The sequence below is a fragment of the Phocaeicola faecium genome, from assembly GCF_014837055.1.
In the GTDB taxonomy this organism is placed as follows: domain Bacteria; phylum Bacteroidota; class Bacteroidia; order Bacteroidales; family Bacteroidaceae; genus Phocaeicola; species Phocaeicola gallinarum.
On sequence record NZ_JACSPQ010000061.1, the window covers coordinates 1 to 23,600 of the forward strand.

Sequence of the window (23,600 nt, forward strand, 5' to 3'; positions counted from 1 at the left end):
TTCCGAATCGACTACAAATAACACCGATTCGGAACTAATTCACAAAATTTGCAACGTGGTTTACCGAATGCTTACGATAAGAAGAGTTTGTTGTTTTTTACAAATCTACAATGTGTACTTTATCGGATGCTTACGTATTACTAATGCTACGCGCTATGGATAAACACCGGATTACAACAAACAAAAATAGCCAACTGATTCGCAGAGAATCAGTTGGTTATTTCCATACAGATAAAATATTAATCCTTATGAACACTTCTTACCGAAAGGAACGTTAAACCCTATGCTGAAGTTGGCATTGGCGCGGTGAACAGGGAAATACTGTGGAGTTACTTTCACCATCAGATGGTCCATACCGATAAAGAAGTTGAAACCGGCGGGGTGGAAGTTGATTATCCATCCGAAGGACGAACCGAACGAGGAAAGCCCGTAGTTGACTCCTGCTTCGAACCATGATACCGGGGCTACATTGGCAGACAGTCTGCCTTCACTCCAACTGTATTTTCCGTTAATGCGGGTGGTAGACAGGAAGCCGAATTTCAGTTTCCGGTAAACCGGAAGAACGTATTCGGCACCTAAGTTGAGCGTAGCTCCCAGCATGGCTGTACGACTTCCTCCCGTAGAACGGCGGTGAAAGCTGGCGTATTCTTCCAACCCCTTACCCAAATCGTCTATCTGAGATTCCAACGAATTAGGGTCGTCATCACCCAAATCCGAATCGATGGCAATGTTTTGAAAGCCACTAAACTCCCACGGTTTATTGGACGTAACAGCGTGGATGGTATTATGCCATGAGATGAAACCGAAATCCAATAACGCTGCCGACAGGGTAATTTCATTGTTCAACTTATAAGATGCACCCAAATCAATTGCCGCACCCATTCCCGAAAGTCCGGGAGTATCAAAGTCAATGTTTTCCCAGTCTACCAAGTCTTTTTCGGCTTCGGTATTCACATCTTTGCCGCTCTCCTGCTTGGTAGGCATATACAGTCCCTTGACGGAAGTATTCATTTCACCGTTCGCCTGTACCATCCATTTGTCTTGTGAGAGGTTTACACGTACATCGTTCAGCTTGACACTGGCATTACCAAGTCCCACCAAGAGCTTGAACTTACCGCCTACACGCAGGCGTTCGTTAATCTGACGTGAGTGTCCGAGCGCCACTTCAGCATAATTATTGGTATGGATGTTGATATTATCCATGCGATATTCCGTACTCTCGCCCTGCATACCCAACTTCATAAACTCGAACAACTGAGACGGCAACGAAAAGCCGGTAGATGACTTCAGGTTTATATCGAAAGTATTGAATCCTCCCCACTTATGGAATCCGAAAGAAAGCACCGACAGGTTCAAATTAACATTAAAACGGTTTCTGTCTTTCAGCTTACCGATAAACTCATCCGTTCCTACGCTTTCATTCAGAAAAGTAGTCAGACGGTCGCCCTGATACGGATATAAAAACGTACTGACTCCGATATTTCCCTGCGCCTCAACGTTGATATTTCCGAGGACAGGGATACTGATATAATTACGTTCGGCAGCAAATGCAGGATTCAACTGATGACGATAATAAAAACCGTCTAAGAAATAACCCGAACGAAGCGGCTGCTGAGCAACAGCAGCAAACACACACACCAACCACAACAGAATACTTGTTCCACAATAATAACTACATTTCTTTATCATAACTTCAGTGTCTTTTAATTCAAATCTATTTTTACTCCTCCTTTAACCGATACACGCACATTGGTAAGCGTCAAGGTTTGATTCTCATTTAACTGTTGTGACTCATTCGTGGCGGGAGACGTAGCGTTAGCTATTAGCAACAAACCGTCTAATTTAGATATCGAACCATTTTGTGAAGTCAACTGAATAGTTATCGTAGTAGTGGTTGGTTGTTCCATATAGCCTGCGGCAATGCTTTTATCCACCGTAGCAACGATGTCCGGAATTTCATTGCCGTTTACGTCAATCGCCTGTACGTCCAGTTTCATATTCAGCGGTATAGCATTTACGGCATCCATTGTTATCGTAGCAGCCTTCATGTCGTATTTATCCAAATCCTCATGCCATCCGTCTAACGTATCCCGATAAACAATATTTGTTTTTTCGCCAAACGTCAGCGGAGCATCTATCCGAGTTTCGGTCAGTACGGAGTAGGTACGTCCCGGACGCACGTAGTAATACCGGTCGGGCACGTTCGATTCAATATCGTCAATGCTGATATATTGAGGAATCTTTTCTATCAACACATCCATGTCGGTAAGCTGAATGCTCTGGTCGGCACCTTCAACCTCGGTGTTTTGTTTATGGAAACAAATCACATAATTTTCAACACTCTTCGGTATCACCACCGGAACACCGTGTTTGTCTCCTACCTGAATGGAACTACTGCCGTCTTTCCGATGCGCAGTTATCGTGGCATTAAGGTTGACATCCACCGGAGCAGAGTTGGTTACCGTTACATAAAACTTGGGATCGACCAAATCGACTACCACGTCTTCATCAGACAAGAAGTCCGGAAGATTATCTATCTGTATCGATTCCATCTCGATGTTTATCTCCGGCTGAACCTTAACCTTACAGTTCATAATCTTTCCCTCACGCAGTCGAGGCGTTCTCATGAAATGAATGTTATGCCGGTTGGTATTTTGCACAAAGTCTTTTTTATAGAAATAAATCTGTCCTTCCGAAACAAGTTCCATGTCTATTTTCATTTTGCTCGGATAAGTAAAGCCACTGCCTTCGGGCATATTGGTAAAATCCAATACGCGAATCATAACGGGGATATTCAATCCGTTTTCATTAACCATCAAATCTTTTTTGAAGAAAATGCTTTTCCCATTGCGGACTTCTATCAACGATTTATCGGTGTTCTCAGCCTCCGATATTACTACGTAATCCGGAAAATCAATTTGATATCCGGCTTTCAGATAAATCTTCTGCAAGTCGTTATCGGGCAGGAAACGATATTCCAAATCCATTGGCAGTTCCGTAACTGCGCTGTCAATCGCCAGCAACTCATCCGTAACGTCTGTTTTTTCAGCAGTAACCGATGTAACTTCCCGCTGAACCGGATACTCTATTGCCTCATTTTCAGGCAACGCATCAAACATCCCCTGAGGCATTTCAAGGAATGTTTCCGCTCCTTCAGAATCAAACATCTCGTTATTAAACAAAATACTGTCAACCTTCACATCGGTTTGCTGCGGAGCCGTTGACTTTACCAGCGAATAAAAGCCATTCTCATCGGCCTTCACGATGCTGGTTTCATCCATGTCCAGAATCTTTTTCAGCGTAATGGCTTCCGTGTTGCTCCCCGGAATACTCAAGTCACCTCCCACCGTAACGGTGTAATCAATGTCTTTCGTCAAATCGTAGTCGTTATCTACACACGCAGTCACTCCCAGTATCAGAAAAGCCCATGCACCATGCGAAACGAATTTCAACAAATTACCTTTAAACATATCTTTATCATTAAAATTATAAATAAAATATCATGAATCCGTTCTAATCTACAAGTCTGATTAACAACACATTAAATCTAATCAGATATTCTGGAAAACGCAACCGTTAGCGTTTCTTGTTTCATGCGGTAAAGTTCCCCGGTTCTACCCATAGAACTTACCTGCACTATGGGTAGAATTTTTTCACACTCCGAATCATGCCGGATAACGTTGAAAAAAGCCTCTACCACGACTCACCATCCTTTTACTTTATACACCAAATACCCAATCCACTCATGCAACAGTTCCGGCCACTCAGACAAGGTTTGGAGCGACGGCATCCAGCTGTCTCCCTCACCGTCTATCCGCACCTGCGTATCGGTAATGTAATAGTCCGGATGCAAACCTTCGGCTTGGAAAGCCGACAACGAGCGGCGCATGTGGACTGCCGATGTTATCAGCAGCGAAGGAGAAGTGCGCAGACTGTCGCCCAGCAACTCCAGCGTGCGTGTAACATTCTCTCGGGTGTTACGTGCCTTGACCTCTAATATCACATCATGCTCAGGCATACCCATCGCCCGCAAGAAAGCCATCATCCCTCTCGGATTACCTTTCGGTCCCTGCCCCGTAGGATTTTCGATAATCGAACCATCGGAAGCTAAAACCAATTTCTTAACTGTTCCTTGTTTATATAAATAAATGCCAGCCAATAAGCGGTCGGCTATCTCACTAAATTCTACTCGATTTCTTTCCCAGTCCCAGTTGCTGTATCCGCCCAATACAATGCCATACTGATATACCTTGCCTGCCGGAAGCGGATGGTCATACTCTTTATACCATTGTTCCTTGACAAACCGAGAAAACGGCTGGTTAGTAAACAATATAACAAGAACAATGTTCACTCCATATAAAACTTTTTTTACGATTCGGTTCTTAACCAACCATGCCAAAACCAAACATACAATGATATAAAACACAGGATTACAAACAAATGAAAGCAACGAGGAGAGAATAAAATACATAGCTATTTTTTGATTTGAGCTTGATAAATTTCTTTTAACTTATTCCATAAATCATGCTGTTCATACCGATTCGCTATCATCGGACGAGCCTGTAGAGCCATTGATTCCCGCTCTTCCGGATGTGTTGCCAGCCTATACATCGCCTCATAAAGACTGTTTTCATCGCGGGGTGGAATAATCAAGCCATTCACTCCTTCCTGTACGATTTCATTACATCCGTTGATATCGGTCACGATACAAGGCAGCCCCATCGCCCCGGCTTGCAAAACGACATTGGGAAAGCCCTCGCGGTAACTGGGGAAGACAAAAACATCCGATGCGGCAAGGAAAGGACGGATATCGCTCTGCCAACCCATAAAACGTATGGCAGGATGGTTCAAGAGGATTTGCTTGGTATCGGGCTGCAACGGGTCTAACTCATCTTCGAAAGGACCGACCAACAGCAACCGCACCTGAGTATGCTGCGCATACAAACGCAAAAAAGCCCGGACCAGTTCATTCATTCCCTTGTCTCCCACTACTCTACCAACGAAACAGAACGTAACGCAGCCCTCTTCACGAACGGTCGCAGCGGTTTTACAAACCTCCTGCGTCCGACTGAAATACGACAAATCGATACCGTTTACATTCCCGTTGCCAATAATGCGCAAAGGTTTCGAAGTAATATGATACCGCTCCAAATCGCGCTTCACACCTTTCCCTTCGGGATTAACCAGCGTGGCACAAGCGCACGTCAACCGGTCGGTAGCCATCAGCAGGCGTTGCTTCATACCTACCGCCGTAGGAAACACCAGTCCGGTAAACGTATGGATACGCACCGGAACCCCACACATCCATGCCGCCAACATCGCCAACAGTCCCGCTTTCGGGGTATGCGAATGTACCATCCACGGCTTCTCCTTACGGAACAGCCGGACAAGCCGGTACAGCGAAACTAAATCTTTAAACGGCGAGATATGACGCTCCATCGGTACGGCTACCGTGCGTACTCCTTCCCTCCTGCCCACTTCGTCTAACTCTTTGCCGGGAGATGAAACGGCTACCACTTCATACTCCTCTGCCAACATCTTCAGTTGTCCGGGAAACAAGATATTCAAAGACATTGGAATTGTTGTAATACGAATCACTTTCCGCTTCATAACTTATATCCACTTTTCACGACCTTACATCTATTTCCTACTGCCAGCACACCATCGGGGATGTCTTTCGTCACTACCGAACCGGCACCTATTACACTCCATTTCCCTATCTTCACACCGGGAATGATGACAGAACCTGCCCCTATCCAACTTCCTTCGCCCACGGTAACATTTCCGCACAGCGTACAATGCGGCGATATATGAACAAAATCCCCAATCCGGCACTCATGGTCTACCGAGGCTCCGGTATTGATGATGCAATGTTTTCCTATCTCTGCATCGCTCTGAATAATCGCTCCCTGCATAACCACCGTGCCCGCTCCCAACGTACACCGCCGCGAAACGACTGCCGACGGATGAACCGCCACACCGAAATCAGCCTCAACACGTTCGGCTATCATCCGGCGTATCCGATTATCGCCGATGCTTATTATCAACGGCGACTTGTCTGTCTGCCATTCATGAAACACCGGATAGCCCGACAATTCTGTTTTCTCCCGATTGTCGTCTATCAATCCTTCAACCGTCATGCCACAAGCCTCCAGAATATCTATAATCACTTTGGCATGACCACTTGCTCCGTATAAAAACATCTTTGCTTAATTCTTACCGTTAAAATATTCCATCGTAGCCTGTCCTTCCTGCGAAATGCCTTCCCTGACCAGCACTTTCTTGATGGTCAGGAAAAAAATCTTCACGTCAAGCAGGAACGAACAGTGATCTACGTACCACACATCCAACTCAAATTTTTTCGTCCAACTGATGGCATTTCTGCCGTGAACCTGTGCCCAACCTGTAATACCGGGACGTACCTCGTGTCGGCGTGCCTGCTCTTTACTGTACAAAGGCAGGTATTGGGGCAACAGAGGCCGAGGCCCGATAAGCGCCATGTCTCCCTTCAGCACATTGACCAGCTGAGGTAATTCATCAATCGAAAGCGAGCGTACTATCTTTCCGATTTTCGTCAGGCGCTCCGCATCGGGCAGCAACTGTCCTTGCTCGTCGCGTTCATCAGTCATCGTCTTAAACTTAATGACTCTGAACAGTTTGCCATATCTACCGGGGCGTTCCTGAAAAAAAAATGCACCGGCCCCCTTGTTAGCGACATGCAGCCCTACCGTTATCAACAGCAAAACAGGCAACAAAATCAACAAGGCAACCGATGCAAACAAGAAATCGAAAACACGCTTCAAACAGTGTCTATACATAGGCTGTCATTTTACCAGCTCCGCGCTATAACTCAATTTCGACGAGTTAAGCAGAATAGACCCCAATCCATCTTCTTTATACACGTGTATCGTAAACGAATAGTTTTTCGCTTCGCACGTAACATGCAGATTAACGGTATAATGGTCTCCCTTATCGCGGAACGAATAAGCCGTTACTTTTCCTTGCAAACTCACCTTTTCATCACTCTGTTCGTTCACCACATACGGCAAACAAAGGGTAGCATCTGCCCCATTCACCATCATAAAACACGAATCGGAAGGCAACGCCTGAGTTTTTCCATCGCTCAAGAAAGCCATATCTACATTCAACTTCCAGTTTTTCTCTTTCACCGCCTGTGTAACGGTTTGATCAACAGTTTGATTCAAATGAAAAACTGATGCTTTTACCTCCATGCCAAATGACATGATAAAACATGTAATAACCAATACAAACGATTTCATAAGATATTAATTTGATTTACTTTCTTACAGTTTTATATATTTTTATTTTATAAGGATATATCGTTGTCACTAATGACATTCTTTGTAATTGCTTACTGACTTGAATTGAATCTAATTGATAAACCCAAGACAAATAATCATCATCCACTATCATACATTCAGCATCCGGAAAAAGTTTCAATACACGTTCAGGATATTCGGTAGAATCAAAACCAAATTTATTACATAAATAATTTACAGGTTTCACATTTTCTACTTCAGAAAAAATTTGAGGTCCTTGCAAACATTCCTTTATCCCTACGATTGTTTTTGTCGGTGCAGGAAGTTGCTTGGATATTTCTTTATAAAGCGATTGTTGGATCAGTTTTATCTGTCCCTGCTCCGTTCGTGCATAATCTAAATAACATAAAATCAAAACACAACAGATATTCCCAATCGGAAACAAGTATGACAACTTATAGGTAATCGAATCCCAAACAAAAGCAAAAATAAAAACAACAAATGGATACATAAACAAGCAATAATGAGAATATTGCCGGACATAAAACTGTAACGAGAAGAGCAATATTCCCACAATCGAAATCAACACCATTCTTTTTTTGACACTGCTCAGTTTGGAATAAACAACAGGTAATATGACTATAAAAACACATGACTTTAAGAAGAAGAACTTAACTCCCCAAGAAAAAAAAGTTTGCCATCTGCTTGGGTAGTCATTACCCATTAAATCTTGATAAAAGCTAAAGTCATTAACAATCCATCCCATCCAAACATAATAAACCAGAACACTTATCAATGATGAAGAGCAAAGTATTCCAATGTTCATTATCCTTTTCCGCTTTCCCAATAGCAACATGAAAATATATACAAGTAAAATTATCACTCCGTATTGCTTGGATAAAAAAGACAATGTAGCACACAGTCCTGCTCCGTACAAATATAACGTGCCTTTCTCTTGTTTATTAAACTTCAACAAAAACAAAACTCCCAACAAACACCAAAAAACAGCAAAAGGTTCTAGCTCAACAGACAATGTATCTGATGAATAATAGAGCATCAAATAAAATAATACGCTTAACCATTTTGTGGAATTTTTCAAATCAAATTCAGATAATATATAATACACTAAAACGGCTGTTCCTACTATAAAAAGAAAAAATACAGCCTGTGCCCACGCTGATGATAATCCTAGTCCTCCAACCATATACGGAATAGCCATAAAGTACATACCCAACGGAGTATAGATTAATTGAAAGTCTTTCCACGGAATCATTCCTTCTGACAAACACTTACTCACGGATACGTAATAACCATGATCCACACCATAAGGAGAAATGCTTAAAGAATAAATATAAAAAAGTAAAAAAAGGAAGGGTAAAAGAACCCATTTTTTTTGTTTCATAAATTCTGACATGGTATTAGACGATATAACAAAAACTAACGTCGATTCTTCCACACTGACCATCTGATAGAACCATTATCGTAAACCAACAAATCCTTTTGAGCTGTAAGGTATGGAAAATATTTTTTGAATACCCCAATTACTCCCGGCATGATAGCAAGTACACAAAAAGCAATAAGATATTTATTTTCCAACCCCAACCATTGGTATACAAGAATAAGAGGATAGTGAGTTCCTAACGCTATCAATGAATACCTATCTACATACGAAAAATAAAATACACGCTTTATCAATTAAAATATCCTCTTTCATTAATAATGAGTCATGATTATTAACTCAAGGACTCTCAAAATTATGCTTTTCTTGCTTTTAGCTCTGTTAAACCAATAAAGACTTTATATAATAAGGGACAATAAAAGAATCCCATGAATAATATTTTATAAAATGCTGATATGTGCTTGCTACGAAGAAATTGCTTACACACCAGTTTATGAACTTCCTTAATCCGTTTTATCACATTTCTTCTGTACATTTCTTTCCTTACCCGGAAACGGGAACTGAACAATACTTTGTATAACTTAGTCATGCAATATGCTTCCTCTACCGAACCCGAAGACAAAAACTTTAAACAAGCGTACGAAACATTGATTCTATCAATTATCAGTCTTTCTGACATACTATGAGAAATAGATGTTCCCCGCTGTACATAATAATACAAATTACATTCTACCTCAATCGCCTTACAAACTTTCCCGAAAACTTCTACATTAAACAGTAGATCTTCTGATGCCTTAATATTGGTAAAACGAACATCTGTCAATAACCGACTATCATATAGCTTATTCCAACAAGCCATATACATTGCATCTTCCCATGACTTTCCAAACAACCCACATATAACTTCTTTCTTCGATAATTCATGTAAACACGGTGAAATATTTTTCTGAAATACAATTTGTTCCCCATCACCGACTGATTGATAACGAACCATCGAAAAATCATAATGACCTTGCCTAATGGCTTTGTATAATAGCTCCAACATCTGCGGATGAATGTAATCATCACCATCTATAAAAGAGATATATTTCCCTTGCGTCCGTTGCAATCCGTTATTACGGCTTACTGAAACCCCCTGATTAAACTGATGAATCGTTATAAAACGCTTGTCTTTCCGGCTATACTGCTCACAAATCTCACCTGAACCATCGGTAGATCCATCATCTATCATCAATACCTCAAAATCGGTAAATGTTTGCGAAACAATACTATCCAAACATTTCGGAAGATAATGTTTGATATTATAAACAGGAACAATGATACTTATAATGGGGGAAGGTAAATTATTCATACTTTAACGCTATTTTTCTTGTAATTCTTTTTTAAACAGATTCATCCATTGTTTCACTATCATTGATATATCAAAATCTTTAGTTCGTTTCAATGCAGCCTTTCCCATACGTTCACGCAACTCTTGCGACTGAATCAAACGAATAATCCGCTCTGCTAAATCCGATTCGCTCCTACTTTCCACTAAAAAACCATTCACTCCTTCTTGTATAATATCACGCGGGCCGAACGAACAAGCAAACGAAACCACAGGAAGTCCACAACCCATCGCTTCTAAAACGACAAGAGGAAGTCCCTCATACAATGAAGATAGTACAAAGACGGAAGATTCTTCCAACTTTGCATGTACATCCCTTGTATAGCCTTGCAGAAAAACACAATCCTCAAGCTCTAATTCTTTTATCCAATGAGTTAGATACGGTCTGCGAGAACCCTCTCCCCAAATATTCAACTTCCAATCCGGAGCTGCTTTATGAACAAACTGCCATGCCCGTATCAATGATTCAAAATCTTTCGGTAATTCCAATCGCCCTACTGAGACCACTGTATGCTCACGACAATCAGAGTAAGATGACCTCTCCAATGTCAATGGATTATGAACATACGTAAACTTATCATTATCCGGGAAATTGGTTTCTTTATCCTCTTTGGTCAAGAGAACAATTTTATCATATCCTCGTGCATTTAATTTATAATCTACAAAATCTAACAACTTAGCAACCCACTTCTTACTATATGTATAATGACGATAAGCTGAATTAAAATGGATTTCGCGTATTTTTACAGCCTTAGTCCTTAACCACGGAATGATGTATTTTTCTCCTTGCCCCACCGAAATAATGACATCGGGCTTTATCTGGTTTATCTGTTTCTGCAAACGAAAATAATGACGAAATATCCGCAAATTTGATTTTATCTGATGAAGTCTTGATTTATAATCATCTTTATAGTAATTAACTTCCAGATTAATAAAATGTACTTTGGGGGATATTTCTTGCGTCAATACATGTTTTTCCCAGTTGTCTGTAACGATGACATAGATTTCGTTCCCCGCAATTTCTGCCAACGCATTCGCTTTTATCAACGTTACTTTCTGAATACCTCCCAATCCGCGAATACTATTCAGACAATATACGATTTTCATACCTTTGTTCCACTTAACCGATTATTCGATGTATAACTTTTAACAACAATAATAAAGGTGTAGCCAACCGATGTTTTGCGCAAAAGAAAAACAATTTCCAATGAATAGGAAAATAAGTAAAATCTAATTCTCTATAAGCCTCTTTATAATGGGATTGCCCTATAATATGAAGTAACTGTTTCTTTTTTTGCGAAAACGATTGATCGGACATACATTCATTCAATCCTAATCCTATTATGCTCAGTGCTATCCTGTTAGACAATGCTGTACGAGCTTTTTCAGAACAGGCAGACCGACTCATATACTCAAACAATTTATTCCAACGCTGATACAAGTCCGGTTTATATTTTTTCGTCTCTGCTCCTGCATTATATTTCCGATAATGATAAAAGGCTTCGTGTAAATAAACAGCCTTTTTTATTTGCAAAAAAGCAAAGCAATTAAACAGAGTGTCTTCCGCCGTTCCTATCACTTTCAAATCAACAAATTTGATATCTGTCAATACCGAACGTTTATATAACTTTCCCCAAATAGTTCCAAACGAATCTAAGGTCTGCGGACGAACCAACTCCGTACCTGTCGGAGCAATCATACGGCATTGCAAATCTTGACAAGCCTTTTCATCAAACCTCTGTGACTTTTCAAACAATGACCTTCGCTCGCTTATGTTCTGAAACTCACGCATGTAATCAAACAGACAAACATCCGAGTTTGATTCCTGCATAGCTTCCACACACTCAGTTACAGCATCACAGTCTAACCAATCATCAGCATCAACAAACATGATGTATTCACCTTTGGCCAAACCCAATCCTTTATTACGGGCTTTGGAAACACCTTGATTGTTTTGAGAGATACAACAAAAACGTTTATCGACCACATATTTCTGAAGTACCGACCAACTATTATCTTTACTGCCGTCGTCTATAACTATTACCTCTATATTCGTATAACTTTGGTTCTGCAAAGAATCTAAACACTGAGATAAATAAGTCTCCACATTATAAACGGGAACAATAATTGATACCAAAGGATTATTCATTTCCGTTGAAACGATTTATATAATACTGAGTTAGCCACTCGGCATTGGTAGTTATATCAAATCCCGCTTGCTTAATTTCTGAAGAGGTATCTTTTCTTTTCCACCGTAACAAGATGGAATCCATTTGTTCTGCCCATGTGACAGGCGATTCCTGTAAAGATACTTTAACATAAGAAGGTAAGATTTTAGTCTGACAAGAAATCGTATCTGAAACCACACAAGGTAATCCTGCCGCTTGAGCTTCTACCAACGACACAGGAAGTCCTTCGTAAAAAGAGGGAAATAAAAACAAATCGAAAGCACTATATAACAATGACATATCCGCCCGATTTCCTAAAAAACAAACTGATTCATCTAATCCTAATGAACGAACTTTTTTCTTAATTGGCCCCATCAAATCTCCACTTCCCACCAAAATAAGCATACTCTCCGAATGAACTTGGTGAAACGCCTGAAATATATCTATCAGAAAATTATGATTCTTTTGTGGACAAAATCGACCAACATGGCCTATTATTATTTTATTTTCCCAACCCAACGACTTTTTAGCTTCAATAGATTTCTGAAGATTGTAACTAAACGATTTTGAATCAATCGCATTAGGCATAAACTGTAAGTTGTATCTATTTTTTCTTCCAAACAACCATTCTCCGGCTACTTCACTACAAGTAAAAAAATCGGTAGACAAACCGCGAATCTTTTTTGCCAAGCACTCACGCGGCAATCTTTTTAATTTTTCTTTCCATGTCTCGCTTTTAAAAACAGGAGCATTATGTGCATGACAAATCCTGACAGGTACATGATGACGAACAGCTTCCTTAAAAGCGAAATAACCTAATTCGGACATGTGGGAATGCAATATTCTGTATTCCGGATGAGTATCAAAAAACTCTCTTAACAATCGCTTATACCGAAAAATATTTTGCGGATAAATGGGGCACATGCGAAAGATTCGCCCTCCCATTGCTTCGATTTCGTCATCGTATGCTCCACGCTCCTGACGATGTACCATAAAATCGAATTGTACCTTCGTCTTGTCTATCTTCCGATAGTAATTCATCACCATCGTTTCCGCACCACCCCGGTTCATTATGGTGAATAAATTCAATATCCTTATCGGTTCACTCATGCTTCAATTTAAACTTTTTATCAGACTTAACTTTATACTCCGTGTACTTATACAATATAAATCCCGGAATAAATGCCAACAAAGTAGCAAGGGGTAACGGAGACTCAGATATAAAATATTTATTTTTAGCACGTAACGAACTTGATACGTAATGAATACATGCCCTAAATTTCCGTTTCCAACCCGGCATCAACTTCATATCTGCTTTCCGGATAAACGCAAATCCTTTCGGATTATTCCAGTACTGTTTATACATATTCCGGCTGGAACCATCCGCCTGATATTCTACAACAACCAACGATTCGTTCATCGTCAGTAATTCATAATCTTGATCTATCAACTGATACTTATATCCCAAACTGACATAACGTTCTCCATCAAACAAAGGATATTCGGGATATTGCCGAATTACTTCTGTACGATACACCAACTTTTTGTCCCCTTTTCCGCCCCGTGCATAAAACCCGTAAAGCGTGGTAGAGTTCATATTTTCAGGGAATTTTGTTCCGATAATCTTTCCGTCTTCCGTCCGGTCTAAACCAATCAATCCGGCATACCGATTTGAGCCATTTCGTTTCCAAAAAGTAATTATTTTATCTACCGCATCATCAGGCATGTAATCATCAGAGTCAATACACGTATTCAGCTCGGTTTCAATGTTCCGATAGGCAGTGTTATGCGCACCGTGCATTCCCTGATTCTGCTGATAAATGTACCGTATCGGAATCTTATTCTCTTTCATCCAACCTTCAACCAACGCTCGTGTATTATCCGAGGAGCCATCATCCACAATCAGCCACTCAAAGTCTTTACATGTCTGACGGCAAAGACTTTCGTAAGTCCTTCCGATGGTATGTGCCCGATTGTAGGCAGGAGTAAATATTGTTAAAATAAACATACCTTTATTACTTTATACCCAATATTCTATGCATATATCGCTTTATCCATACCCAAATAATAGGCTGCGGCTTCATCCATGTTTTAGAATACCAATGAATACTTCTTGTATTAGAAGTTTTATTCATTTTTCCTAAAACATCATTCCACGGATTGAAAAAATCAGCAGGATAAATCGTTATATTTTGAATTGTCTGAATTTTCGGTTGTGGTAATAAGCCCGCTTCAAATAGGGCATCTGTCGTTATACGTACAACTGCATAAGGATTTATCCTATTCTCCTCCAAAAAGAATGGAAGATGTTTATATTTTTCCAATATATTATAATACAAAGGATGATGAGCTTCAGACGCTATACCTAAACCGGGAGCCACAGAATAATTATCTCCCTTATCAATTTCACACCCCATAAAACCACCTTTATCTAACAAATCATTCATTGAACGTATAACTTCTACGTCTGTATCAAAATAAATACCTCCATAATGATAAAGTATCCAAAAACGAGCGTAATCACTAACAAATGCATATTTTTTTGCTAAATAAGCATCACGAGTATATGGAATTATGTTAACATCAAAATTTCTTTCATTCCATTCTTTAATTTCGTAATTGGGGAAATATTTTCTCCAACTTTCAATACATTTAATAGCAAATTGAGGTAGAGGATTTCCCCCGAACCAACAATAATGTATTATCTTAGGTATCATTTTTATCTCTCAAAATTAATTGATATATTTTCTCAACCTCTTGTTCATTCCCGTAATCATGTGTCTTTAAATAAGTAACCAATTTGTCTTGCAAATTTCTATTCTTTATCACTTCCACAATACCTCGGGCACATTTTATATTATCAAGCAGTACAATTACTCCATCGATTCCTTGCAGAATTTGACTTTGCGCTGTCGGATAATCAGTTACTATTACAGGCTTACATAACATCTGCGCCTCGCGAACCGTTACCGAATTCCCTTCAAACCGCGATGGCTGTACATAAATATCACACGCTTTCATATAGGGATAAGGATTTTCTTTTTTCCCTAAAAGAATTACATAATCCTCCATACCCGCCTCTTTTATTTTCGAACGTATCAAAGCCTCATCCCCTCCATATCCTATAATATACCAATATACATTACAACCCGTTTCCCTTATACGTTTACAAATATCCGGTACATTATCATAATTCTTAGCAAACGTATAGCGTCCTACTGAAAGCAGATTGACCTGACTTGCTTCTTTAGAAAGAAGCACAGAAAACTCTTCAGCCCGCTTTCGTACTAACGATGGAGACAAAATATTATTTATTTCTATTATCTTATCTGATAAAGAAGGAAAGATCAGAGAGAAAGTTTTTGTGACATCTTGTGAAATAGATACTATTTTATCAAACTTTCTCCAAACAGGAAGTTCTTTATCTACATCAACACTGATTCGAGTATAATCCGTATGAATCCAAGCTATCTTCTTTTTGGCATGAACTTTTTCTGCTACAATATTATGAGGAGTTAAGAAACTGATAGCCAAATCATATTCTCCATATTTATATAAATCAGGAAGCAAAGGGGTCACTACATTAAACACATATTGAAATATAGCCGATCCTTCTTTAGGACGACAGCGTTTTACATAACGCGAGAATTGAAACTTTGCCCACAGTCTTGCCAACGCAATCTTCCAGCCGCCTTGCTTTAAGACTTCTTTGACAGGCTTCTCAATCTGTGCATACTCTTTAATTTCCGGAAGTACATGTACACCGGACGGAATCATCTTCATTAACTCTCCACGATGACTGTACACAAACAAATCTACATCGTACCGAGAAGTATCTATTGCGTTAAGCAAGCCTATCAAACTTATTTCTGCCCCACCAAGTTCAAGGTAGTGAATGGCTATGAAAATACGAGGTTTCATGCATCTAACAACTGATAAAATTTTTGAATCTCCTCCGAATTACCTTTCTTTTCGTTTTTCAAATAATTCACAATAGAATTATACAAATTCTTATCTTTCAAAATATGTTCTATTGCATTTGCTACGGCTATTGGATTCTGTGAAACCACCAATCCATTTTTCCCATTTATCATCTGATTATATACTGCATCAAATTCGGTTGTCACGACAGGAATATTCAATAAACGAGCCTCAGCTATAGATAAACCAAATCCTTCGTGACGCGAAGTTTGTACATAAAGAGCAGCATCTTTTATATAGGGATATGGGTTAGGTGTTGTACCTAATAATATAAAATAATCTTCTAAATTATGCTCTTTTATATATTGTTCCATTTCTTGACGAAATCCCCCTTTTCCTAGAGCATACCATTTAAATTTTATACCTCTATTCTTTAATATATTACAAGCATCTAATGCTATATCATATCCTTTTTGATACTTGTTTAATCGAGCCACTGTAATAATTCTATCTCCTAAAAATCCATCTGTATATGACTTATCTTTCTGAGATAATTGTTTTATAAAACTATAATCTAATATATCCCATATAACTATCATTTTTTCTATTAAATCCGGATAAATATTCTGAAATACATTTTTTGCAGAATCCGAAACCAATACAATAGAATTGAAACATTTATAAAAATTATATTGATATATTTTCTCTTTCCCCATTAACCGATAAGAAACATTAACCCAAGCATATTTTTTATTTGCAGTTATTTTATCTCCCACATAAAAGGTTGGTATTCCTTGAGCATAAGCTATAGCATAATCATATTTTTGCTTTGATTGAGGAATAACAGAACCAACCGTTTCCCAATAAAGACGAGCTTTCATAATATTATTAGCTTGTTTATGCAATCTCAACTTTAATGAAAAATTTAATCTAGCAATAAAAAAACGAAAATATTTACCACATAAGATATCTTTAATTTGAGCTAATATTGATTTTTCCGCAAAACATGTATATTCTAACGGATGAAGCAAATGCACTTCTTGAGGGAGAAAAGGTTCAAATTCCCCCCCATAATGAAACAATTGCAAATCTACTTCATATTTGGAATAATCTAATAAAGATAAAAGAGTAACTAGACTCTTTTCTGCACCAGCACATATCAAAGAATCTATGACAAAAAGAATTTTTTTTTTCATAAAAAACTATCTAACTTTTCACGTAATATCGTAGAAGAAGTACCTTTTGTATAAGGAAAAAATACAATATTGACTCCAACTGTATTCAACTCTTTTTCAACTTCATTAAATAAAGCTGAATTTTTCCAATCATCCCCAACAAACATTATATCAAAGCCAATCTTTTCCCAGGCTGCAAACTTATCTCTATTAATTTGTGGAACCACTTCATCTACATATTTTATAGCCTCAACTATAGCTTTTCGCTCTTCAAAAGGAATGATAGGTTTCTTTTTCTTATAACTTAAACATAGTTCATCTGTAGAAACTCCCACTATTAAATAATCACATTGTTCTTTTGCCCGTTTCAATATATTTAAATGACCTATATGAAACATATCAAATACACCCGTTGTATAACCTATTATTTTTTTCATTTTTCTATTATTTCTTGAATTTTTTCTGAAATATTCTTACAAGCACTACCAGATTCAAATGTTTTTATTTTAGAGAAAAAAGACATTAACCTTTCTTTATATAGAAAAAGATCAAATGAAGATACTGCCTGTACAAGCTCATCTTCATTTCTTGATATAGGAAAAGGAAGACTTTGAATATCAAAATACAAATTTCTCTCGTTCTTTATATACTCATCTAAATCTGGAGCATATAAAAAACATGGACGCTGAGTTAGTGCAAAATCAAACATAAGAGAAGAATAATCCGTAATCAATATATCTGAGATTAATAATAGTTCTTGAATATCATCATAATCCGTCACATTTTGAACAATAGAGTTATTCACGATATTATTTGAACATGCCAACAAATGTGGATGCAAACGAATAAGTATTTTCCAACTTGAATCAGTATTCTTTTCTAATATTCGTAACAACACCTCATAATTCAAATCATAGTAATTATATTGATTATTTTGACGAAATGTAGGGGCATACAACAACACTTTATGTGATATTTGAATATTCAAATTACCCTTAATACGTTTTATATCATCTGTATTCGCGCTAAAAAATAAATCATTCCGCGGAGTTCCCAATTCTAAAATATTCCCTTTATACCAAAAAGAAGAACGAAAAATAGAAGTACTATATGCACATCCTGAAATCAAATAATCTATATTTAAAGAATCTTTTAATGCCATCTCTTTATAATTTAAAGGAAGTGTGTGTTCAGCATCTTTTTCTATCATCTTTAACCTCAATGAACTATGCCATGTTTGTATATAATATTGTCCTTTTCTTTTTTTAAAAAATAAAGTCATTCGATAGTTAGTAATCAATACTTTACACGTACATAATTCATAGAAATACCGAATAGATAAATATTTCACAGTCCGAATTCCTGATATATTATGGTATATTTTGGGATGAACAAATGCCCATACAATATCATAATCAGGATAATGAGTAACGATATATTGACTTAAATATTTAGGATTACATCCATATTGATTTCCATAATAACTCATAAAAAAGATTTTATTCCTCTTTATTGGAAAAAAAAGAATAAAGAGCCAGCTTAGGCAACTATAAATAAATCTTTTCATATCAAAAAATTCCATTCAAAACTCTTACAAAACCAATCTATATCTTATTCATTAATTTCATTGAATAATTTTTTTGTAAATTAGAATATATCAGGTAGACTCTAACTAAAAAAAGAAAAGCTTTTTACTTTACTAAAATATAAAGTAAAATAATCAGTTAGTTCCTTTTGCTTAATAAAAGTTTCATTTTTATCTCAATAAAATGTCCCTGAACAAGATACATATCATTATATACAAATACGATTACAAAATATATACAATGAACCAATTTAAACTTTCTTATCTTACACAATCACATAAAGAAATACTTGTGTATATCCCGAAAAACACTACCGTTAGTGTAACTTATTTCATGCGGATGAGTTGATAATTTCTATTCGAAAAGTTACTTGGTTTTACCGCTAGCGTTTTCAATGTTCAAGACTAAACCGAAAAGGCTTTAAACAAGTCCACTAACAGTTTGAATCGCTCTATAAATAAAAAAAATTCATACATGAAAAATTTTTATTAACTTCTTAGAAAATAATCTCTGATAAATACGTTCAAAAAAGAACCAAGCAGATAGAAAAGGAGGAGCTTGCTCTTGTAAATGATACAAACAAAAAAGACGAAATGACTTTTTTATACTTTTTCTTATTTGAACTTTATATTTTATATTTAATGAGCACCAATAATCTTCATATTGAGATCTATATTCTTTCTGACAAAAATAAAAAAAAGTGAAAGCCATTTCCCAATATTTATTCATAGCCAAATCTATAAACATTGGATATTTTTTTAAAATAAACAGTAACCGTTGCTCCATACCTTTTAATAAATCTAACTGACGTAGAGAGAATCTCCCTGATATACTGCCATTACGTTGTCTATAATAATAGATAGGTACATTCACTATTGTATAATTTCGTGTCTCATCTATTAATAAATACATCCAGTAAGAATCTTCAAAATACACTCCTTTAACAAAAGGATGTTTTTTAGCCAAACTTGTTTTTATCAATTTTCCCCATGCAAAATTTTTGATGAACCTGTTCTTCAATAATTCTCCCATAGCCTTAACGCCTGATAACGATATTACAGCATTAGATTTCAAGAAACGATTATCTACAAGAAAATATTGAGAATAATCATAATAAAAATTACCTTGCACAATATCAGCATTTTTATCTTTGGCTATACCATATAATAAATATAGAGCATCAGATACAAGCCTATCATCACCATCTAAATAAAAAATAAATTCACCTACAGCCATTTGAGTACCAACATTACGAGCATCCGAAAGCCCACCATTTATTTTATGAACAATGCGAATTCGGCTATCTTGTTTTGCTAATTCTTCACAAATTTGTGGAGAACTATCTGTAGATCCGTCATCAACTATAATAATCTCAATATCTCTAAACGTTTGAGAAATTACACTCTTTACACATTCTTCAATATAAGAATCAACATTATAACAAGGTATTATAACAGAAATACAAGGTGTATTCATCATTTATATCAATCCTACAAGTTCTTTAATATCAGTTTGGGGTATATCAGAAATAACAATATCCTCTATTTTATGGGCTTCACATGCCATAATTATTCCTTCCGCTATCTCATCCGAAGACATCCCCGTAACAAAAGCATTCGAGCGCGATGCAAGTTGTTCACGCGCCCCAACAAAATCAGTTGCAACAATAGGCATTCCAAAAATACGAGCTTCTGCTAACGTAATACAAAATCCTTCATGCCTTGAAGATTGAACATATATATCACAATCTTTCATAAAAGGATAAGGATTAACCCTCGTTCCTAAAAATTCAACATATTCAGAAATACCTAATTCTTTCGCACGCTTTTCACAAATAACCCGTGACTTTCCATCCCCTATAAAATACCATTTCACATTAATATTTTGTTTTAATAGAATAGCAAGAGCATCAATAGCCTCTAATTGCCCTTTCTCATTAGATATCCGGCCAACAGTAAGAATGCGCTTTCCTTTAAAACAATCTGAAAATGTATCTCCTATATCAGCTTGTTGTTTAATAAAAGTAGGACTTATAACATTATAAAATACTTCTGTACGCTCTTTAAACATTGGAAATGTTCTATCAAAAATAGCTTTAGCAGTTTGGCTGACACAAAAAATCCGAGTATATTTTTTATATAATCGCTTTGTCATACCATAATCTATGCCAAATTTAGATATATCAAAATGAATCCATCCGCATTTAACACGCGCTTTCACTTTCTCACAGATATAATAATCAATATGCTGAGATGGACCGGCATAAGATATAGCCAAATCAAAAACTTCCGTCATAACAGGCTCATCACGCATGAAATAACGATATAATAAATAACGTGTTCCTGTCAATTTATAATGCATATAAAGCAATATATGAACTATTGCCCTCCCTAAACACTTAGAATATATCATTTCTTTAATATAAGTTAGAGGAGGATCATGTACTATAGAATGATATTTATCATAACAATTAATATGATGTATATGTACCCAAGAAGGAATATCTTTTTCAAAACCACCTTTTAACTGCAATAATCCAAGATGTATTTCATAGTATTGAGGATCTATAAGAGTCAATAAACTTAAAAAGGATTTCTCTACTCCTCCTACATTCATAGAAGACAAAAGAAAAAATATTTTCTTCATTTTATATTAATATAAAAACGAATCATCTTATAATAAGCATAAGAGATCCATTCTGGTAAATTTAAATATAAATATGCTATTAATTCCCTTATTGTCAAAAAACCTTTCTTATATAAGAAAAACAAATTGACATAATTCAATTTTCTTAGATACTTAAAGTTCTTTGCAGAAATATAATTATTAGCCTCTAATCCATTTATTACAGTCACTAATTTCAATAGAAAAAACCTACTAACAAACAAATTCGTTAACAAATTTGCATTAGTTATATAAACTTTAAAATCCGGCAGAATTTTTTGCAATCCTAACCAACGTTTCAAATTTTGATTATTCGCCATTGTAGAATTAGAACGAATATAATAATTATATAACGGAGCACGAATAACTCCCATAGACTGAAGATTTATAGCCAATAAAAAACTCCATAATTCATCTTCAAAAATATAACCTTCTTTAAAATATAAATTATTTTGTTTTATCACATCCGTACGAACCAACTTGTTCCAAGCTGGATTATACCATCGAAACTCTGTAAACAGCCTCAATATTGTTACATTATCCCTAATAATCTCATCATTAAATCCAACTTTTACATATCTTACATTTTCACCTATTATTACATTTTCACCTATAACCATATTCAATTGTTCTCTTTCTGCTAGCCCCACCATTCTTTCCAAACAATCAGAAGAAATAGTATCATCACTATCAACAAACAACAAATACTTTCCCAAAGCATTTTGTATACCTTTATTTCTGGCCGCTGATTGACCTACATTTTGAGCAAGATCTATCAATACAACTCTAACATGACTATTCCCCCTAATAAAGTTTTTTATAATTTCTACGGAATTATCTGTACTTCCATCATTTATCAATATCAACTCATAAGTCTTATAAGTCTGATGACTAATAGAATTTAAACAATCAGATAAATATAATCCGCTATTATATACAGGAACTATAATTGAAACTAAAACTTGTTCTTTCATTTTTCTATCGTTGCTATAATTTGTTCTGTATAAAGAGGATTCATTTCACCATTAGTCACAAACTTCTCGGAACTCTCCGCCACATATTTATTAGGTATGGAAATCTTTGAAACAGCTTTCATTTTATACCATTCATATTCAACATCAATATGCCCAATATCAATAGCCCAATATCCTTTCTGAGACAAATCATAAGCCAAGCAAGTAGCAGTCATTCCTAATGCTATTAAAATCAAATTCTTTTTTGATACCAAAGAAGTCACTCTACATAAAATCTGATCATAAACAGAAAAAGCATTTAATGACGGGCAAATAATACGATGAATACTTGACGCATTATCAAACAAATCATTATTTACACCTAAACGGCTATATTCACCCTCTATTATATAAATATGCTGTCCCTCCCAAATTTTTTTTATTAATGGCAAAATCATACATGCATTTTTATCATTGCGATAATCCATGTAAAATCTAGTGAAACTAGCATCATAATATATTTTATTAAAATCTATATACGGCAGTATATTTCTTTCCAAATTTTTATTTAAATAAGCTCCCCAATATTCAAAAACCCGATATTTAAACTGCGACAAAGATTTCCAGGCATAGGGTAAGCAAACAATATGATTCTTTCGAGATGAACGTAAAACTTCCAATAATTTTCCTTGAATATCCGAATTATATTTTTGAAAATCAGTATCGCATCCAGATATCAATTTAAATTCGCCATCTCCGAATCGACTTACAGAAACATGATTTTTTATTATATAATTAACAGTATCTACATTTCCCCTAATTTGTACTCTCTTTAACAATGAAAATTTCTTATCAAATAAATAATGAAACAAGAAATAAATTATAAATTTTAATCGACAAACATAATCTCTTTCTACTTTCAAAAAACGAACAAAAGATCTAACCATTTTACGATTTCCCATAGTTGTTTCTATTAATGATATTAATTCTTTATATCCATATAATGGTATCAATTCATATACTCCAAAAAACAAAATCAAAGATATTATTGCCTCTATTATCAAAAT

Annotated in this window: 22 protein-coding genes; all 22 read right to left on the reverse strand. The window is 36.4% G+C overall.

Annotation, left to right across the window (positions count from 1 at the left end; genetic code table 11):
- Positions 1–246: 246 nt before the first annotated feature.
- Positions 247–1,689 carry a DUF5723 family protein gene (locus tag H9626_RS14660; RefSeq protein WP_225231041.1) on the reverse strand — a complete coding sequence of 481 codons (1,443 nt, stop codon included), beginning with the start codon at positions 1,687–1,689 and terminating at the stop codon, positions 247–249.
- A gap of 14 nt (positions 1,690–1,703) precedes the next feature.
- A complete protein-coding gene (locus H9626_RS14665; protein WP_191710959.1) occupies positions 1,704–3,470 on the reverse strand; it encodes a hypothetical protein in 1,767 nt (588 codons plus the stop codon).
- 233 nt (positions 3,471–3,703) lie between these two features.
- Positions 3,704–4,471: an ElyC/SanA/YdcF family protein gene (locus H9626_RS14670; protein ID WP_191710960.1), complete on the reverse strand. Its 768-nt coding sequence runs from the start codon at positions 4,469–4,471 to the stop codon at positions 3,704–3,706.
- A 2-nt stretch (positions 4,472–4,473) separates the two neighbouring features.
- Positions 4,474–5,610 (reverse strand): glycosyltransferase family 4 protein, encoded by a 1,137-nt coding sequence (locus H9626_RS14675; protein ID WP_191710961.1) that lies wholly within the window; start codon positions 5,608–5,610, stop codon positions 4,474–4,476.
- The gene (locus tag H9626_RS14680) at positions 5,607–6,203 is read right to left on the reverse strand and encodes an acetyltransferase (protein WP_191710962.1); all 597 of its coding nucleotides are present in this window, start codon (positions 6,201–6,203) and stop codon (positions 5,607–5,609) included. Before H9626_RS14680 ends, H9626_RS14675 begins: the two co-directional genes overlap by 4 nt.
- Positions 6,204–6,209: 6 nt before the next feature.
- Positions 6,210–6,818, reverse strand: a complete 609-nt coding sequence (locus H9626_RS14685; protein WP_191710963.1) for a sugar transferase — start codon at positions 6,816–6,818, stop codon at positions 6,210–6,212.
- A gap of 6 nt (positions 6,819–6,824) precedes the next feature.
- Complete coding sequence (locus H9626_RS14690; RefSeq protein WP_191710964.1) at positions 6,825–7,280, reverse strand: DUF4251 domain-containing protein; 456 nt, start codon at positions 7,278–7,280, stop codon at positions 6,825–6,827.
- A gap of 16 nt (positions 7,281–7,296) precedes the next feature.
- On the reverse strand, positions 7,297–8,682 hold the full coding sequence (locus tag H9626_RS14695) for an ArnT family glycosyltransferase (RefSeq protein ID WP_191710965.1): 1,386 nt from the start codon (positions 8,680–8,682) through the stop codon (positions 7,297–7,299).
- A gap of 352 nt (positions 8,683–9,034) precedes the next feature.
- Positions 9,035–10,030, reverse strand: a complete 996-nt coding sequence (locus tag H9626_RS14700; RefSeq protein ID WP_191710966.1) for a glycosyltransferase family 2 protein — start codon at positions 10,028–10,030, stop codon at positions 9,035–9,037.
- Positions 10,031–10,039: 9 nt separating this feature from the next.
- Entirely contained in the window at positions 10,040–11,173 is a 1,134-nt protein-coding gene (locus H9626_RS14705; RefSeq protein WP_191710967.1) for a glycosyltransferase family 4 protein, read from the reverse strand.
- A gap of 13 nt (positions 11,174–11,186) precedes the next feature.
- Positions 11,187–12,215, reverse strand: coding sequence for a glycosyltransferase family 2 protein (locus H9626_RS14710; RefSeq protein ID WP_191710968.1), 1,029 nt, complete (start codon positions 12,213–12,215; stop codon positions 11,187–11,189).
- The gene (locus tag H9626_RS14715) at positions 12,208–13,344 is read right to left on the reverse strand and encodes a glycosyltransferase family 1 protein (protein ID WP_191710969.1); all 1,137 of its coding nucleotides are present in this window, start codon (positions 13,342–13,344) and stop codon (positions 12,208–12,210) included. Before H9626_RS14715 ends, H9626_RS14710 begins: the two co-directional genes overlap by 8 nt.
- Entirely contained in the window at positions 13,337–14,242 is a 906-nt protein-coding gene (locus tag H9626_RS14720) for a glycosyltransferase family 2 protein (RefSeq protein WP_191710970.1), read from the reverse strand. The genes H9626_RS14715 and H9626_RS14720 overlap by 8 nt, the downstream gene beginning before the upstream one ends.
- 7 nt (positions 14,243–14,249) lie before the next feature.
- Positions 14,250–14,951, reverse strand: a complete 702-nt coding sequence (locus tag H9626_RS14725; protein ID WP_191710971.1) for a glycosyltransferase family 32 protein — start codon at positions 14,949–14,951, stop codon at positions 14,250–14,252.
- Entirely contained in the window at positions 14,941–16,155 is a 1,215-nt protein-coding gene (locus H9626_RS14730; RefSeq protein ID WP_191710972.1) for a glycosyltransferase, read from the reverse strand. Before H9626_RS14730 ends, H9626_RS14725 begins: the two co-directional genes overlap by 11 nt.
- The gene (locus tag H9626_RS14735) at positions 16,152–17,351 is read right to left on the reverse strand and encodes a glycosyltransferase (RefSeq protein ID WP_191710973.1); all 1,200 of its coding nucleotides are present in this window, start codon (positions 17,349–17,351) and stop codon (positions 16,152–16,154) included. The genes H9626_RS14730 and H9626_RS14735 overlap by 4 nt, the downstream gene beginning before the upstream one ends.
- Complete coding sequence (locus tag H9626_RS14740) at positions 17,348–17,767, reverse strand: adenylyltransferase/cytidyltransferase family protein (RefSeq protein ID WP_191710974.1); 420 nt, start codon at positions 17,765–17,767, stop codon at positions 17,348–17,350. The genes H9626_RS14735 and H9626_RS14740 overlap by 4 nt, the downstream gene beginning before the upstream one ends.
- Positions 17,764–18,912, reverse strand: coding sequence for a CDP-glycerol glycerophosphotransferase family protein (locus H9626_RS14745; protein WP_306666770.1), 1,149 nt, complete (start codon positions 18,910–18,912; stop codon positions 17,764–17,766). Before H9626_RS14745 ends, H9626_RS14740 begins: the two co-directional genes overlap by 4 nt.
- 472 nt (positions 18,913–19,384) lie before the next feature.
- Positions 19,385–20,395, reverse strand: coding sequence for a glycosyltransferase family 2 protein (locus H9626_RS14750; RefSeq protein ID WP_191710976.1), 1,011 nt, complete (start codon positions 20,393–20,395; stop codon positions 19,385–19,387).
- The gene (locus H9626_RS14755; RefSeq protein WP_191710977.1) at positions 20,396–21,562 is read right to left on the reverse strand and encodes a glycosyltransferase; all 1,167 of its coding nucleotides are present in this window, start codon (positions 21,560–21,562) and stop codon (positions 20,396–20,398) included.
- A complete protein-coding gene (locus H9626_RS14760; protein WP_191710978.1) occupies positions 21,559–22,554 on the reverse strand; it encodes a glycosyltransferase family 2 protein in 996 nt (331 codons plus the stop codon). The genes H9626_RS14755 and H9626_RS14760 overlap by 4 nt, the downstream gene beginning before the upstream one ends.
- Positions 22,551–23,600, reverse strand: a 1,050-nt coding sequence (locus H9626_RS14765) for a GT-D fold domain-containing glycosyltransferase (RefSeq protein WP_225231042.1), incomplete at its 5' end; no start/stop codon positions are given. The genes H9626_RS14765 and H9626_RS14760, both read right to left, overlap by 4 nt.